The 14419-nt window shown below is 71.9% G+C and carries 10 protein-coding genes; 2 read left to right on the top strand and 8 right to left on the bottom strand.

Annotated elements, in window-relative coordinates:
- Positions 1 to 311: 311 nt before the first annotated feature.
- Positions 312 to 2180: a SpoIIE family protein phosphatase gene (locus ACFVT5_RS05645; protein ID WP_389881728.1), complete on the top strand. Its 1869-nt coding sequence runs from the start codon at positions 312 to 314 to the stop codon at positions 2178 to 2180.
- Between the two features lie 35 nt (positions 2181 to 2215).
- Here the strand turns inward: ACFVT5_RS05645 and ACFVT5_RS05640 are convergent, their stop codons facing one another.
- Together ACFVT5_RS05640 and lepA are read right to left on the bottom strand one after the other, a co-directional pair.
- Positions 2216 to 4105 (bottom strand): AMP-dependent synthetase/ligase, encoded by a 1890-nt coding sequence (locus tag ACFVT5_RS05640; protein ID WP_389881726.1) that lies wholly within the window; start codon positions 4103 to 4105, stop codon positions 2216 to 2218.
- Positions 4106 to 4366: 261 nt separating this feature from the next.
- Positions 4367 to 6238 carry a translation elongation factor 4 gene (gene lepA, locus ACFVT5_RS05635; protein WP_389881724.1) on the bottom strand — a complete coding sequence of 624 codons (1872 nt, stop codon included), beginning with the start codon at positions 6236 to 6238 and terminating at the stop codon, positions 4367 to 4369.
- Positions 6239 to 6575: 337 nt separating this feature from the next.
- On the opposite strand from lepA, the gene rpsT reads away from it, so the two are divergent.
- Entirely contained in the window at positions 6576 to 6842 is a 267-nt protein-coding gene (gene rpsT / locus ACFVT5_RS05630) for a 30S ribosomal protein S20 (protein WP_389881722.1), read from the top strand.
- Between the two features lie 223 nt (positions 6843 to 7065).
- Here the strand turns inward: rpsT and holA are convergent, their stop codons facing one another.
- The 6 genes from holA to ACFVT5_RS05600 form a co-directional block, all read right to left on the bottom strand.
- Positions 7066 to 8052, bottom strand: coding sequence for a DNA polymerase III subunit delta (holA, locus tag ACFVT5_RS05625; RefSeq protein ID WP_389881720.1), 987 nt, complete (start codon positions 8050 to 8052; stop codon positions 7066 to 7068).
- A 45-nt stretch (positions 8053 to 8097) separates the two neighbouring features.
- A complete protein-coding gene (locus ACFVT5_RS05620; protein WP_389881718.1) occupies positions 8098 to 8343 on the bottom strand; it encodes a hypothetical protein in 246 nt (81 codons plus the stop codon).
- 126 nt (positions 8344 to 8469) lie between these two features.
- On the bottom strand, positions 8470 to 11121 hold the full coding sequence (locus tag ACFVT5_RS05615; protein ID WP_389881716.1) for a ComEC/Rec2 family competence protein: 2652 nt from the start codon (positions 11119 to 11121) through the stop codon (positions 8470 to 8472).
- Positions 11118 to 11888, bottom strand: coding sequence for a helix-hairpin-helix domain-containing protein (locus ACFVT5_RS05610; RefSeq protein WP_389881714.1), 771 nt, complete (start codon positions 11886 to 11888; stop codon positions 11118 to 11120). Before ACFVT5_RS05610 ends, ACFVT5_RS05615 begins: the two co-directional genes overlap by 4 nt.
- Positions 11889 to 12486: 598 nt before the next feature.
- Positions 12487 to 13332 (bottom strand): DegV family protein, encoded by an 846-nt coding sequence (locus tag ACFVT5_RS05605; protein ID WP_389881712.1) that lies wholly within the window; start codon positions 13330 to 13332, stop codon positions 12487 to 12489.
- A gap of 123 nt (positions 13333 to 13455) precedes the next feature.
- Positions 13456 to 14280 (bottom strand): hypothetical protein, encoded by an 825-nt coding sequence (locus ACFVT5_RS05600; protein ID WP_389881710.1) that lies wholly within the window; start codon positions 14278 to 14280, stop codon positions 13456 to 13458.
- Between the last annotated feature and the right edge of the window lie 139 nt (positions 14281 to 14419).

Below are 14419 nucleotides of genomic sequence, written 5' to 3'. Positions count from 1 at the left end.
GCACCGCACCGCCGCCCGCCGCCGCAGGCGGCTCCGCGCCGCCACCGCGCGGGCAAGCGCGCTACTCGCCGCCGTCGCTGTGGGCAATCGTGCCGCAGGGCGATGGGGGTCCCCCCTGGACGGAGCTTGTCGGAGTCCTTGGGGGAGGGTGGGCACAGCGGCGGCACCCAAGTACTGGTCACTCCTCAGGTACCCGGAACCCAGGAATTCGGGTCAGCCCGCCGCAAGGCGTATAGCACTGTTGCCCCCCACCCCGCCCCACTTCCCTCACTCCGTGCGCACGCTCGCGCCCGGTCTGTCACTCTGTTGCGATGCGACGCGAGAGCGCGGTCCGGGCGGTGATTCCGCCGAGCCGTCGGCGGCGGTCGACGCCGCGCGTGGCCCGGACCTATCTGCCCGGAAACCCCCAGTCCCCGGGGGCCGCCCGCCGGTTCGTCCGTACGGCGCTGACCAACTGGACGGAACCGGTCGTCCTGGACCGACTGGTGGACGACGCGGTGCTGCTCGTCAGCGAGCTGGTCACCAACGCGGTCGTGCACGCCGGTACGGACGTCGGGCTGCTGTGCCGTCTGGAGGAGACGCCGGACGACGGAACGGCCCTGGTCGTCGAGATCTCCGACCACCATCCCGCGCGGCCGATACGCGGTGGCCTGGCGCCCGGCGGCCAGGAGACCCCCGAGTTCGGGCACGGGCTCCAGCTCGTCTCCGGTCTCGCCGCCGCCTGGGGCATCACGTACCGCCCGGGTACGAAGACGGTGTGGGCGCGACTGCCGGTGGACGCCCGGGAGAGGGCTCTTCCCGTGGTCACGGGACCCACGATCGGCGACTACGGCGAGGTCCTCGGGCCCCTGGCGGACCCCGAGGACCAGGACTGGGTCAACCGGGGCGCCCTCACCTTCCTCGCCGAGGCGTCCGATCTGCTCGCCGGGCAGCTGGACGAGGATCATGTCGCCGCGCTCGCCGGGCAGCTCCTGGTACCCCGGCTCGCCGACTGGTGCGCGGTCTGGCTCACCGACGAGGCCGACCGCCTCGGATCAGGCGGCACCGACGGTACGTCCACCGGGCCCCGCCCGGCCCGGGTGTGGCACGGCAGCGAGAACCGGATCGAGGAACTCCGCCAGGCCCTGGAGCAGGCCCCTCCGGTGCTGCCCAGCGATCCGGACCGGTCGGGTCCGGTGCCCGTGCCCTGGCCGGAGGCGGCCCTGGGCAGCGGTGATCCGGCGGGGGCCGCGCTGGCGTTCCGGCTGACCGCCGGGGGCCGGCCGCTCGGCACGCTGATGATCGGGCGGGCCGGGCTGCTCCGGTTCCCAGACGAGGTCACCGGCCTGGTCGAGGACTTCGGCCGCCGGGTCGCGCTCGCCATCGGGGCGGCCCGCCAGTACACGCGCCAGGCCACCATCAGCCGCGTGCTGCAACGGGGGCTGCTGCCCAGCGCCGTCGCTGAGATCCCCGGGATGCGCAGCGCCCTCGTCTACGAGCCACGGGAGGCGGGCGGACCCGGGGGCGACTTCTACGACGTGTTCCCGGCCGGGGACGGGCGCTGGTGCTTCGCACTCGGCGACGTCCAGGGCAAGGGGCCCGAGGCGGCCGTCGTGATCGGCCTCGCCCGGCCCTGGCTGCGGTTGCTCGCCCGCGAGGGGTACCAGGTCGGCGAGGTGCTCGACCGGTTGAACCAGTTACTGCTCGATGACGCGACCGAGGCTGCCGACGCGGCGGCACGGGCGCTGGCCGCGGCGGGCGGGCCCTCGGTGCCGCCCGAGGGGACGATGCCCCGGTTCCTGTCGGTGCTCTACGGGGAGCTGGTGCCGGTCGAGGGCGGGGTGCGGTGCACCCTCGCCTCCGCCGGGCATCCGTTACCGCTGGTACTCGGGACCGACGGGGTGGTGCGGGCGGCGGCGAAACCGCAGGTGCTGTTGGGCGTCGTGGAGGAAGCCGCGTACCGGACGGAAACGTTCGAGCTGCGGTCGGGCGAAACGTTGCTCTGTGTCACGGACGGCGTGACGGAACGGCGGGCCGGGCAGCGGCAGTTCGACGACGGCGACGGGCTCGCCGTCGCCCTCGCCGGGTGCGCGGGCCTCACCGCTCCGCTCGTAGCGGAACGTATCCGCACCCTGGTCCACGCCTTCGCCCCCGACCCGCCGGAGGACGACCTCGCCCTGCTGGTCCTCCAGACCGTCTGACCGGTCGCCCTCCGCCAAGTCCCCGTACGGCGGGATCAGACCTCGCGAGTCCCCGCGTACATCTCATCGATCAGATGCTGGTACTCCCGCTCCACGAACGGGCGCTTCAGCTTGAGGCTCGGGGTGAGTTCGCCGTGCTCGACATCGAGGTCACGCGGCAGGAGCTGGAACTTCTTGATGGTCTGCCAGCGCTGGAGCCCCGCGTTCAGCTCCTGCACATAGCCGTCCACGAGGGCGACCGTCTCGGGCGCCGCGACGACCTCCGCGTACGACTTGCCGCCGAGGCCGTTCTCCTTGGCCCAGCCGAGGATCGACGGCTCGTCCAGGGCGATGAGCGCGGTGCAGAAGTTCCGGTCGGCGCCGTGCACCAGGATGTTCGACACGTACGGGCACACGGCCTTGAACTGCCCCTCGACCTCGGCCGGCGCCACGTACTTGCCGCCCGACGTCTTGATCAGGTCCTTCTTGCGGTCCGTGATCCGCAGATAGCCGTCCGGGGACAGCTCGCCGATGTCGCCCGTGTGCAGCCAGCCGTCGGACTCCAGGACCTCGGCGGTCTTCTCGGGCAGCCCGTGGTAGCCCTCCATGATGCCGGGGCCGCGCAGCAGCACCTCGCCGTCCTCCGCGATCCTGACCTCGGTACCGGGCAGCGGCTTGCCGACGGTGCCCGTGCGGTACGCCTCGCCCGGGTTCACGAACGACGCCGCCGACGACTCCGTGAGGCCGTATCCCTCCAGGATGTGCACCCCGGCACCGGCGAAGAAGTAGCCGATGTCGGGTGCGAGCGCGGCCGAGCCGGAGACACAGGCCCGCAGCCGGCCGCCGAACGCCTCGCGCAGCTTGGAGTAGACGAGCGCGTCGGCGACCTTGTGCTTGGCGGAGAGCCCGAACGGCGCGTTGGCCTGGCCCGTGCGGCGGAAGTTGTCCTGGGTGGTCCTCGCGTACTCGCGGGCGACCCCGGCGGCCCACAGGAAGATCTTGTACTTGGCGCCGCCCCCGGCCCGCGCCTTGGCGGCGACGCCGTTGTAGACCTTCTCGAAGATGCGGGGCACGGCCGCCATGTAGGTGGGCTGCACGACCGGCAGATTCTCGATGATCTTGTCGATACGGCCGTCCACGGCGGTGACATGGCCGACCTCGATCTGGCCCGACGTCAGCACCTTGCCGAACACATGGGCGAGCGGCAGCCAGAGGTACTGCACATCGTCGGGGCCGACCAGACCGGTCGCCGCGATGGCCTTGGCCATGTACGACCAGTTGTCGTGCGGCAGCCGGACGCCCTTGGGACGGCCCGTGGTGCCGGAGGTGTAGATCAGGGTGGCGAGCTGATCGGAGGTGATCGCGGAGACCCGCGCCTTGATCACGTCCGGGTTCTTCTCCAGATGGGCGGCGCCCCGCTTCTCCAGCTCGGCGAGCGTGAGCACCCACCCCTCGGGGTCGGCCGCCTCGGGCTCGTACCCCGCCGGATCGATGATCACCACATGGGCGAGATCAGGCAGGTCGGCGCGGCGCTCACGGGCCTTGGCGAGCTGCGCCGCGTCCTCGGCGATCAGCACCTTGCTGTCCGAGTCGGCGACGATGAACGCGGACTCCTCGGCGTTCGTCTGCGGATACACGGTGGTCGTCGCGGCGCCCGCGCACAGGATTCCGAGGTCGACGAGGATCCACTCGACCCGCGTCGAGGAGGACAGCGCGACCCGTTCCTCGGGCCGTACGCCCAGCTCGATCAGCCCGGCCGCGATCGCGAAGACCCGCTCGGCGGCCTGTCCCCAGCTCAGCGACTTCCACTCGTCGGGGCCCGCGCCGGGGGCCGCGGGCACGGGATACCGGTACGCCTCGGCGTCCGGTGTGGCGGAAACCCGCTCCAGGAAGAGGTTCGCCACCGACGGCGGCCGGTTCTCGATCAGGGTCTGTGTGTCGCTCACGACATCCTCCGGGCCCCGACAGCGCGTGCTGCTCGCGGCTGGCTCCGACTGCTGGCGGCTGGCTGGTTGCGGCTGTTGTTTAACTCACGAGTAACCATGGAGCAGAGATCAGAGTAAAGGCCAGTCGCCCGGCACGTAAGGGGCAGCGGACTGTCACTTTCCTCCAGCGCGCAGTGACGGGATGAACGAGGCGGGGCGGGCCCGCGGCGCTCCCTGGCACCGCGATCCCGCCCCGCTCCGACCGGCCGTGTGGGACCGGGACTACTTCTTGCCCTTGGCGCCGCCGCTGTCGTCACTCGACAGGACGGCGATGAACGCCTCCTGGGGAACCTCCACGGAACCCACCATCTTCATCCGCTTCTTGCCCTCCTTCTGCTTCTCCAGGAGCTTCCGCTTACGGGAGATGTCACCGCCGTAGCACTTGGCGAGGACGTCCTTGCGGATGGCGCGGATGGTCTCGCGCGCGATGACCCGGGAGCCGATCGCGGCCTGGACGGGCACCTCGAAGCTCTGCCGGGGGATGAGTTCCCGCAGCTTCGCGACGAGCCGGACCCCGTAGGCGTACGCCTGGTCCCGGTGGGTGATCGCCGAAAACGCGTCGACCTTGTCACCGTGCAGCAGGATGTCGACCTTGACGAGCTGCGAGGTCTGCTCACCCGTGGGCTCGTAGTCCAGTGAGGCATAGCCGCGGGTCTTGGACTTCAGCTGGTCGAAGAAGTCGAAGACGATCTCCGCGAGCGGCAGCGTGTAACGGATCTCGACACGGTCCTCGGAGAGGTAGTCCATACCGAGCATCACGCCGCGCCGGGTCTGGCACAGCTCCATGATCGCGCCGATGAACTCGGACGGGGCGAGGACGGTGGCCCGGACGACCGGCTCGTACACCTCCGCGATCTTCCCCTCCGGGAACTCGCTCGGGTTGGTCACCGTGAACTCGCTGGCGTCCTCCATGATCACGCGGTACACCACGTTCGGCGCGGTCGCGATCAGGTCGAGCCCGAACTCGCGCTCAAGGCGCTCCCGGATCACATCCAGGTGCAGCAGACCGAGGAAGCCGACGCGGAAGCCGAAGCCGAGCGCGGCCGATGTCTCCGGCTCGTACACCAGCGCGGCGTCGTTGAGCTGGAGCTTGTCCAGCGCCTCACGCAGATCCGGGTAGTCCGAGCCGTCCAGCGGATACAGGCCCGAGAACACCATGGGCTTCGGTTCCTTGTACCCGCCCAGGGCCTCGGTGGCGCCCTTGTGCAGGCTGGTGATCGTGTCACCGACCTTGGACTGCCGGACGTCCTTCACACCGGTGATCAGATAGCCGACCTCGCCGACGCCGAGGCCGTCGGCCGGCAGCATCTCGGGCGAGGTGACGCCGATCTCCAGGAGTTCGTGCGTGGCCCCCGTCGACATCATCCGGATCCGCTCACGCCGGTTGAGCTGCCCGTCGATCACCCTGACGTACGTGACCACGCCCCGGTACGAGTCATAGACCGAGTCGAAGATCATCGCGCGCGCCGGGGCGTCCGCGACGCCCACCGGCGCGGGGATCTCCGCGACGGCCTTGTCGAGCAGCGCGTCGACACCCAGTCCGGTCTTGGCGGACACCCGCAGCACGTCGTCGGGCTCGCACCCGACGAGATTCGCCAGCTCCTCGGCGAACTTCTCGGGCTGCGCGGCCGGCAGATCGATCTTGTTGAGTACGGGGATGATCGTGAGGTCGTTCTCCATCGCCAGGTAGAGATTGGCGAGGGTCTGGGCCTCGATGCCCTGGGCGGCGTCCACCAGGAGGACGGTCCCCTCGCAGGCGGCGAGCGACCGCGAGACCTCATACGTGAAGTCCACGTGTCCCGGGGTGTCGATCATGTTGAGGATGTGCGTACTTCCCTGGTCGGGGCCCGTGGTGGGGGCCCAGGGCAGCCGCACCGCCTGGGACTTGATCGTGATGCCGCGCTCGCGCTCGATGTCCATGCGGTCGAGGTACTGAGCACGCATCTGCCGCTGATCGACCACGCCGGTCAGCTGGAGCATCCGGTCGGCGAGCGTGGACTTGCCGTGGTCGATGTGCGCGATGATGCAGAAATTGCGGATCAGCGCCGAGTCGGTACGGCTCGGCTCGGGCACATGCTTAGGGGTCGCGGGCACGCAAGGTCCTGTCTCTTGAGGCTTCTCACGCCTCGGCTCGGATCGATACGTAGTCTCCATGGTCCCATGGGCGCGGCACTGCGACCGGTGGCGGGCGTCCCGGGAGCGTGGGGTCGGGTGGCCGAGGAGTCTGGTTCGGGTGGTCGGTGGCCTTGGTTTGAGGGGGCCGGGCCCTTGGTTTGGGCGGCTCGGAGGGTGGCTGGTAGCCTGAACAGCTGTGTCTCATGCCCTCTCAGCGCGAGGCACGGACGCCACCGGGTCACCGGTGGGTCACCCAGAAGATCAATCATCGGTACGGCACATGCTGTGCGGTACCAGAACCTGAAAAGGCTCATTCGTGGCGAACATCAAGTCCCAGATCAAGCGGATCAAGACCAACGAGAAGGCTCGGCTGCGCAACAAGACGATCAAGTCTTCTCTGAAGACCGCGATCCGCCGCACCCGCGAGGCTGTTGCCGCGGGTGACGTCGAGAAGGCCAACGCCGCCGCGCGCGAGGCTTCGCGCAAGCTGGACAAGGCCGTCTCGAAGGGCGTCATCCACAAGAACAACGCCGCCAACAAGAAGTCGGCCCTGGCTTCCCAGGTGGCGTCGCTCAAGGGCTGAGCCTCCGGCTCCCCTCCCTTGACGCGGTCTGCGACACGCTCCGCGTGCGCGGGCCCCGGCAAGGTTCGACCACCGTGGGAATTCCGGGCCCTCTACCCCGGATCACGGACAGACTTCGTGGTCGCCACGCCACGTGAATGCCCCCGGACCCACTCCGGGGGCATTGCTGTGTGCGGGGGCATTGCTGTGTGCGGGGGTGGCGTGATGTGCCCTTGTCTCCCGGTCACGTCCGGCGCGAACGGGCCGCTCTAGCGATGGTCACCACTGCCTTCTCCAGCGCGTACTCCGGGTCGTCGCCGCCGCCCTTGACGCCGGCGTCGGCCTCCGCCACGGCGCGGAGCGCCACCGATACCCCGTCCGGTGTCCATCCCCGCATCTGCTGCCGCACCCGGTCGATCTTCCACGGCGGCATCCCCAGCTCCCGCGCCAGATCGGCCGGTCGGCCACCCCGCGCGGACGACAACTTCCCGATGGCCCGCACCCCTTGCGCCAGCGCACTGGTGATCAACACCGGCGCCACCCCCGTCGACAGCGACCAGCGCAACGCCTCCAGTGCCTCCGCCGCCCGCCCCTCCACAGCCCGGTCGGCGACCGTGAAGCTCGACGCCTCGGCGCGGCCCGTGTAGTACCGGCCCACCACCGCCTCGTCGATCGTGCCCTCCACGTCCGCCACCAGCTGCGACACCGCCGACGCCAGCTCCCGCAGATCACTGCCGATCGCGTCCACCAGCGCCTGGCACGCCTCGGGCGTCGCGGACCTGCCGACCGTACGGAACTCGCTCCGCACGAACGCCAGCCGGTCCGCCGGCTTCGTCATCTTCGGACACGCGACCTCCCGCGCCCCGGCCTTGCGCGCCGCGTCCAGGAGCGCCTTGCCCTTGGCGCCGCCCGCGTGCAGCAGCACCAGCGTGATCTCCTCGGCGGGCGCCCCCAGATACCCCTTCACGTCCTTGACCGTGTCGGCCGACAGATCCTGCGCATTGCGCAGGACCACGACCTTCCGCTCGGCGAACAGCGACGGGCTGGTCAACTCCGCGAGCGTCCCGGGCTGCACCTGGTCCGGGGTGAGGTCCCGCACATCGGTGTCGGCGTCGGCGGCCCGCGCCGCCGCCACCACCTGTTGCACGGCGCGGTCGAGCAGCAGGTCCTCCTGGCCCACGGCGAGGGTGAGGGGGGCGAGCGGATCGTCTTGTGCGGTCTTCTTGGCCATCGCGCTCAAGCATCGCACGCACCACCGACAACGCCGCCCGGCTGTTTACGGCGCTTCCCGCCAGCCGTCCCACTCCGCCGCGAACCCGTCGAGCCGGTCGGCGTCGAGCCGGGCCTCCGCGTCCTCGACGACCACGAGCCACTGGGCGTCCTCGGCATCGTCCTCACCGGCCAACGCGTCCCGTACGAGCTGCGGTTCCTCCGTCACCCCGAAACGGTCCCGGAGCTGTTCCGCCGCCTCCTCCGCCGCCTCACGATCGGGCAGCACCAGCACATGTCTCACATCACTCACCCGGACATTCTCCGGTACTCCCGCGACTGCCGGGGCCCAGGTCCCCCAGGTACTCCGGCTCGCTCACCGGGTCCAGCACCCGGCAGGTGAGCACCCCGGCACCCCGGCACCGTCACCCCGGCGCGCTCACCACGGCTCCAGGACCACCCCCGGTCCGTCCGACCCGCCGACCACCGCCACCGGTCCGTCCCGGTCCGTGCGCAGCACCCTCGCCCCGGCCGCCCGCAGGGCCCCGACCGTCCGGGGCGACGGATGCCCGTACGAGTTGTCCGCGCCGCAGGAGATCAACGCCAGCCTCGGCGCCACCCGGCGCAACAGTGCCGGATCCTGATACGCCGACCCGTGATGCGCGACCTTCACGACATCGACCGTCGGCAGCCCCACCCCGAACGGGCTCATCAACAACCCCCGCTGCGCCGGAGGTTCCAGATCCCCGAGCAGCAACAGACGCAGCCCCGCGGTGCGCACCAGGAGGGTGACACTCGCGTCGTTCGGCCCCTCCGCAGCGCTCGGCCCCGGTATCCCCGGCGGAGGTGCGCGCGGCGGCCACAGGACCCGCCAGTCGAGCGCTCCGGTACGCCGTCTCTCGCCCGCCGTCGCGCGCCGCACCGGAATGTTCCGCCCGGCCGCCGTCCGGTGCACGAACTCGGCCTGGTCCGCCGGTTCCTGAAGCGCCGTCGTCTCGATCGCCCCCACCGATCTCCCCCGCAGCACCCCGGGCAGCCCCGCCACATGATCGGCGTGGAAGTGTGTCAGGAGCACCAACGGAACCCGGGTGACGCCGAGTCCGCGCAGGCACCGGTCCACGAGCACCGGGTCGGGTCCGGCGTCCACGACCACTCCCGCACCGTCACCCGCCGCGAGCACCGTCGCATCGCCCTGCCCCACGTCGCACATGACGAACCGCCAGCCCGGCGGCGGCCATCCCGCGATCACCCGGGTGAGCGGCGGCGGCTGGACGACCACGAGCAACAGCACCGCCGCACCCGCCGCCGCCACCCACGGATGCCTCAGCAGCCGTCTGCCTACCAGCACGGCCACTCCCGTGACCCCCGCGAGCAGCAGACCGCCTCGCCAGCCGCCCGGCCAGTCCACGCCGTTGCCCGGCAACGCCGCCCCCGCCCGCGCGATGTCCGCGATCCATCCCGTCGGCCAACTCGCGCACCAGGCAAGCCCCTTGGCCACCGGCAACGCCACCGGAGCCGCCGCCAGCGCCGCGAACCCCAACACCGTGGCCGGTGCCACCGCGAACTCCGCGAGCAGATTGCACGGCACCGCCACCAGGCTGACCCGCGCCGCCATCATCGCGACCACCGGCGCGCACACCGCCTGCGCCGCCGCCGCGGCGGCCAACGCCTCCGCCACCCGCGTGGGCACCCCACGCCGCCGCAGTGCGCCGCTCCACCTCGGGGCGACCGTCAGCAGCGCCCCGGTGGCCAGCACCGACAGCACGAAGCCGTAACTCCGCGACAGCCACGGGTCGTACAGCACCAGCAGCAACACTGCCGCGGCCAGCGCCGGAATCAGCGATCTGCGCCGTCCCGTCACGATCGCGAGCAACGCGATCGCCCCGCACGCCGCCGCCCGCACCACGCTCGGCTCCGGCCGGCACACCACCACGAAACCCAGCGTCAGCGCCCCGCCCAGCACCGCCGTCGCCCGCAACGGCAACCCGAGCCTCGGCGCGAGCCCCCGCCGCTCCACCAACTGCGCCGTCCCCGCAGGCCCGACGAGCAGCGCCAGCAGAATCGTGAAGTTGCCTCCGCTGACCGCCAGCAGATGCGTGAGATCCGTGGCCACGAACGCGTCGCGCAGTTCCGGCGTCACCCTCGATGTGTCACCGACGACCAGCCCCGGCAGCAACGCCCGCGCGTCCGCCGGCAGATCCTCCGTCGCCGCCCGCAGCCCAGCGCGCAACTCCCCCGCGAACCGCTGTGTCCCCGACGGCCCCGCCACGATCTCCGGCCCGTCCCGTCCGTCCACCCGCAGCACCGCCGCGATGTCGTCGCCGTCCTCGAACGGAGGCGCCGCCCGCGCCGCCACCCACAGCCGGGTCGACGGCAACAGCGCGAGCCACGGACCATCACGAGCCTGCCCAAGCTGTCCGTCCCCCTTCCCCGCGTCCGTGTCCGTGTCCGTGTCCGTGTCGACAATCACCAGCACCGGAGTCCGAGTCGCCGTCACCGTCCCGTCCGCCGTCCTCACCCGGCGCACCTCGGCGTCGACCAGCACAGCCGCCGGACTCGCCCGCTCCCCCGTGACCCGGGGCCGCGTACGCCGGGGATCCCCTGTCACCTCCAACTCCGCCGTCACCTGGGCGTACTGGCGTGCCGCCCCCGGTACCGGTCCACGGCGCAGGTCCGCCGTGTGCAGGGCCGCCGAGGTGGCGGCAGCGGCGACGCAGAGCAGCACCGTGGCGCCGGTGACGCGTCCCCATAGCGGTGTCCGACACCTCCGGCCCGCGTCCCCGGTGCCCGCGCCCCGGAACCGGCCCCGGAATCGTGACCTGGCTCCCCTGAGCACCCCGGGCGCGAGGAGCGCCTGTGCCCCCGTCACGCTCACCGCCACCACGATCACCGACCACTCGGGTGAGGCCCCGACGACCAGCGCTGCCGTGGCCCAGGCCGCCAGCGCGGGTCCCACGAGGCGCAGGTCGGCCGGACCCTCGCGCCGGAGCCGCGATGCCCCGGGCCGATTCCCCAGGCCGTCGCGCACAGTTGGCCGACGCGATTCCCCGGGCGGGTCGGCCCTCGCCCGCACCCCTTCCGGCGCACTCATGGCCTGACCAGATTCCGCAGGTCGGCGAAGCGACGGTCGCCGATGCCGTTGACCTCGCGCAACTCGTCCACCGAACGGAAACCCCCGTGCTCCATGCGGTAGTCGATGATGTGCTGTGCCAGGACGGGACCCACTCCGGGCAGGGTGTCGAGCTGCTGAGCGGTCGCCGAGTTGAGTGACACCGGTCCGGTGACGGCGCCCCCGACGCCCCCGCCCGCCATACCCGTCACACTCCCCGCACCCGCACCTGACGCGCCGGGCGGAGCGCCGACGACCACCTGCTCGCCGTCCACCAGGAGCCGCGCCTGGTTCACGCCGACCAGGTCCGTGCCCGGTCGTACCCCGCCCGCCGCTTCCAGGGCGTCGGCCACCCGTGACCCCGCGGGCAACCGCAGGAGCCCCGGCTCCCGCACCTTCCCGCCGACGTCCACCACGATCTGCGCCCCGGCACCGCCACCCGCGCCACCGCCCGCCGTCACACCGGGCACGGCACCCGCCTCGGCACCGGACCCCCCACCGGGCTCCGCACCCCCACCCTCACCGGTCACCCCACCCACGGAACCGGCCCCCGCGCCCGACTCCTCCTCCGAAGGCGCCGCCCGCACGATGTCCGGCGCGCGCACCGGCTGCGTACGCCCCGTCCAGAAGTGCTGCATGGCGAAGACGGTCGCGACGACCAGGATCACCCCGAGCGCCACCAGCCCGCGCCGCTCAAGACCGCACCGCGGCTGAAGCCACAGCGGCAGCCGGTCCCTGACGGCGAGCATCGCCCGCACCCGCCACGGGGGTTCGACCGGCCGCGACCGAGCCTCCGGAACGGGCTCGTCCCCGACCTCGCCTTGTGCAGCCCCATCCTGCGCGGCCCCACCCTGCGCGGCCCTGTCCCGCGCGGCCCCGTCGAGCAACGGCGGCGGATCCCCACCCACCGGCGCCCTCGGCGGATCAAGTCCCACCTCACCGCGCCCACGCGCCCACCCCCGCCCGGGTTCGGAGCCGGGTCCGCGTCCGGGTTCGGCGAAGAGCGCCTCGGCCCGCCGCCGCAGCGCGTCCCCCGCCACGGGCCGCCCCCTGCCGTACCCAAGGCCCCGGGCCCGGCGCCGGCGCCCGCGGACCCGGCTGTCCGAGCCAGGGTCCCGCCCCGGACCACTCGCCGCCCCGGCCCGCCGTGTCCCCTGCTGAGAAGAAGATCGAAGAGTCATGTCCTCGAAGGTAGGCACCATCCGCCCACCGCGATGATCTTGCTCAATTCCCGGGGATTACTCACCAGTTGTGGAAAACTCCGTCACCCGAACCGGTGACCACACCCCGCTACAGAGGTGCCCGCACCCCTACTGCTCCACCGTCACCAGGGCGAGTGCCCCACCCTCACCAGGGCGAGACAACCGCCCCCAGCAACCCGGGCCCGGTATGCGCCCCGATCACCGCCCCCACCTCGCTGACATGCAGTTCCGCCAGTCCGGGCACCCGCTCGCGGAGGCGGTCCGCGAGGGCCGACGCCCGTTCCGGCGCGGCGAGATGGTGCACGGCGATGTCGACGCGGCTCGTGCCGGCCCGTTCCGTGACGATCTCTTCGAGCCGGGCGATGGCCTTCGACGCCGTACGGACCTTCTCCAGGAATTCGATCCGGCCGCCGTCGAGCTGGAGCAGGGGTTTCACGGCGAGCGCGGAGCCGAGCAGCGCCTGCGCCGCGCCGATACGGCCTCCACGGCGCAGATAGTCGAGGGTGTCGACGTAGAAGTAGGCGGAGGTGCCCGCGGCGCGTTTCTCGGCGGCGGTGACGGCCTCGTCGACGGTGCCGCCCGCGTCCGCCGTCTCGGCGGCGGCCAGCGCGCAGAAGCCGAGGGCCATAACGACCATGCCGGTGTCCACGACGCGTACCGGCACGGATGCCTCCCGGGCGGCGAGCACGGCCGCGTCGTACGTACCGGAGAGCTCCGAGGAGAGGTGCAGCGAGACGATGCCCGTGGCGCCCTCGGCGGCGACCCGGCGATAGGTCTCGGCGAAGACCTCGGGGCTGGGTCGCGATGTGGTCACCGGGCGGCGCTTCTGGAGGGCCTGGGCGAGGGAGCGGGCCGAGATCTCGGTGCCCTCTTCCAGGGCCTGGTCGCCAAGGACCACGGTGAGGGGCACGGCGGTGATGCCATGGTGCTCCATCGTCCGCTGCGGCAAGTAGGCCGTGGAATCCGTGACGATAGCGACATGGCGGGACATGAGCTGGAGATTACCCGCAGCAACCCATGCGCGGCAGCCCGGCCCCTGGAGGCGGTCCGGACATCACCTTACGGGCAGACGAGCACGGCCCGCAGCCCACTCGGCGCTGTGCCCGCGCACCGGTCAAGTCGTGCTCTCGGGACGGGTCTTCTTCTGCCACGGGTAGGTGGGCTGCCGTACCGGAGGGGTGATCGCCGGGCGGGACGGCTGCTGGGCGTCGGGTGCCGGTGCGGACGCGCGCGGGTCCGGTGCCCGCCCGTCCGACGCGTGCGGGTCCGGCCAGGTCTGATGGGGCGTCGTGGCGTCGGCCGCCGGGGCGTCGGGCCACGCGCGCGCGGGTGTCGGCGGGGTTTGAGAGGGCGTCGCTCCTGGTGTCGCCCCGGGGTCCGCTCCGGGCGCCGGCTCCGTCGTCCAGTGCCGCAGTGCGCCCGCCTCCATGTCGATCTGGGCGCTCAGGGACTCCAGGTCGTCATCGGCGAACCGGCGGGCCCGGTCGCGCGCGGCCCAGCGCAGGGAGTCCGCGGCCTTCGTGATCTGCTCGGTGCGCTCACGCAGACCGGAGAGGCGCTGGGCGAGGCGGGTCCGGTCCGGTTCGGTCTCCAGGCGCTTCAGCTCGTGGTCCAGCTCATGGCCGTGGGAGCTGAGCCGGGCGAAGAGCGCGAGCGACTCCTTCAGGGACTCGTCGTCGGCCACGCCCGCGTGCAGCGCGTCCTGGGTGGCCCGCATCGAGGTGCGCAGCCGCAGTCTGAGCTGGGCCAGCTCACCGGTGGGGCCGGGCTGGGCGAAGGTCTTGGCCCGCAGGGTGGTGTCCTCGACCGTCCGCCGGGCCTGGCTGATGGTGCGGTCCACGCCCCGCTTGGCGGCGCCGACGACCTTGACCGTCGCATAGACGCCGAGCGCGACGAACAGAACGAAGAGCAGCGCCACGACGGCGATCACGGCTTGCATGACGCTCCTCCCAGGGTGTGCGACGACTCTTCCACCGTAAACGGAAAAGGCAGGCCGAGGGTTCCAACCGAACCCCCAACCTGCCCGTAGGGGACTACCCCGAATCCCGGATCCCCGTCATCCTTGCGCGGGCGCGATT

This window comes from Streptomyces sp. NPDC058001 (genome assembly GCF_042886315.1).
Classification (GTDB): domain Bacteria; phylum Actinomycetota; class Actinomycetes; order Streptomycetales; family Streptomycetaceae; genus Streptomyces.
Note: the sequence above shows the minus strand (reverse complement) of the source record. Positions and strands in the feature narration are given on the sequence as shown.

Bases quoted from the DNA above. Each gene is read 5' to 3' on its own strand.
- ACFVT5_RS05645 (WP_389881728.1), top strand. From the start codon at position 312: ATGCGACGCGAGAGCGCGGTCCGGGCGGTGATTCCGCCGAGCCGTCGG.
- holA (WP_389881720.1), bottom strand. From the start codon at position 8,052: ATGGCCAAGAAGACCGCACAAGACGATCCGCTCGCCCCCCTCACCCTC.
- ACFVT5_RS05615 (WP_389881716.1), bottom strand. From the start codon at position 11,121: ATGAGTGCGCCGGAAGGGGTGCGGGCGAGGGCCGACCCGCCCGGGGAA.
- ACFVT5_RS05610 (WP_389881714.1), bottom strand. From the start codon at position 11,888: ATGCTCGCCGTCAGGGACCGGCTGCCGCTGTGGCTTCAGCCGCGGTGC.
- ACFVT5_RS05605 (WP_389881712.1), bottom strand. From the start codon at position 13,332: ATGTCCCGCCATGTCGCTATCGTCACGGATTCCACGGCCTACTTGCCG.
- ACFVT5_RS05600 (WP_389881710.1), bottom strand. From the start codon at position 14,280: ATGCAAGCCGTGATCGCCGTCGTGGCGCTGCTCTTCGTTCTGTTCGTC.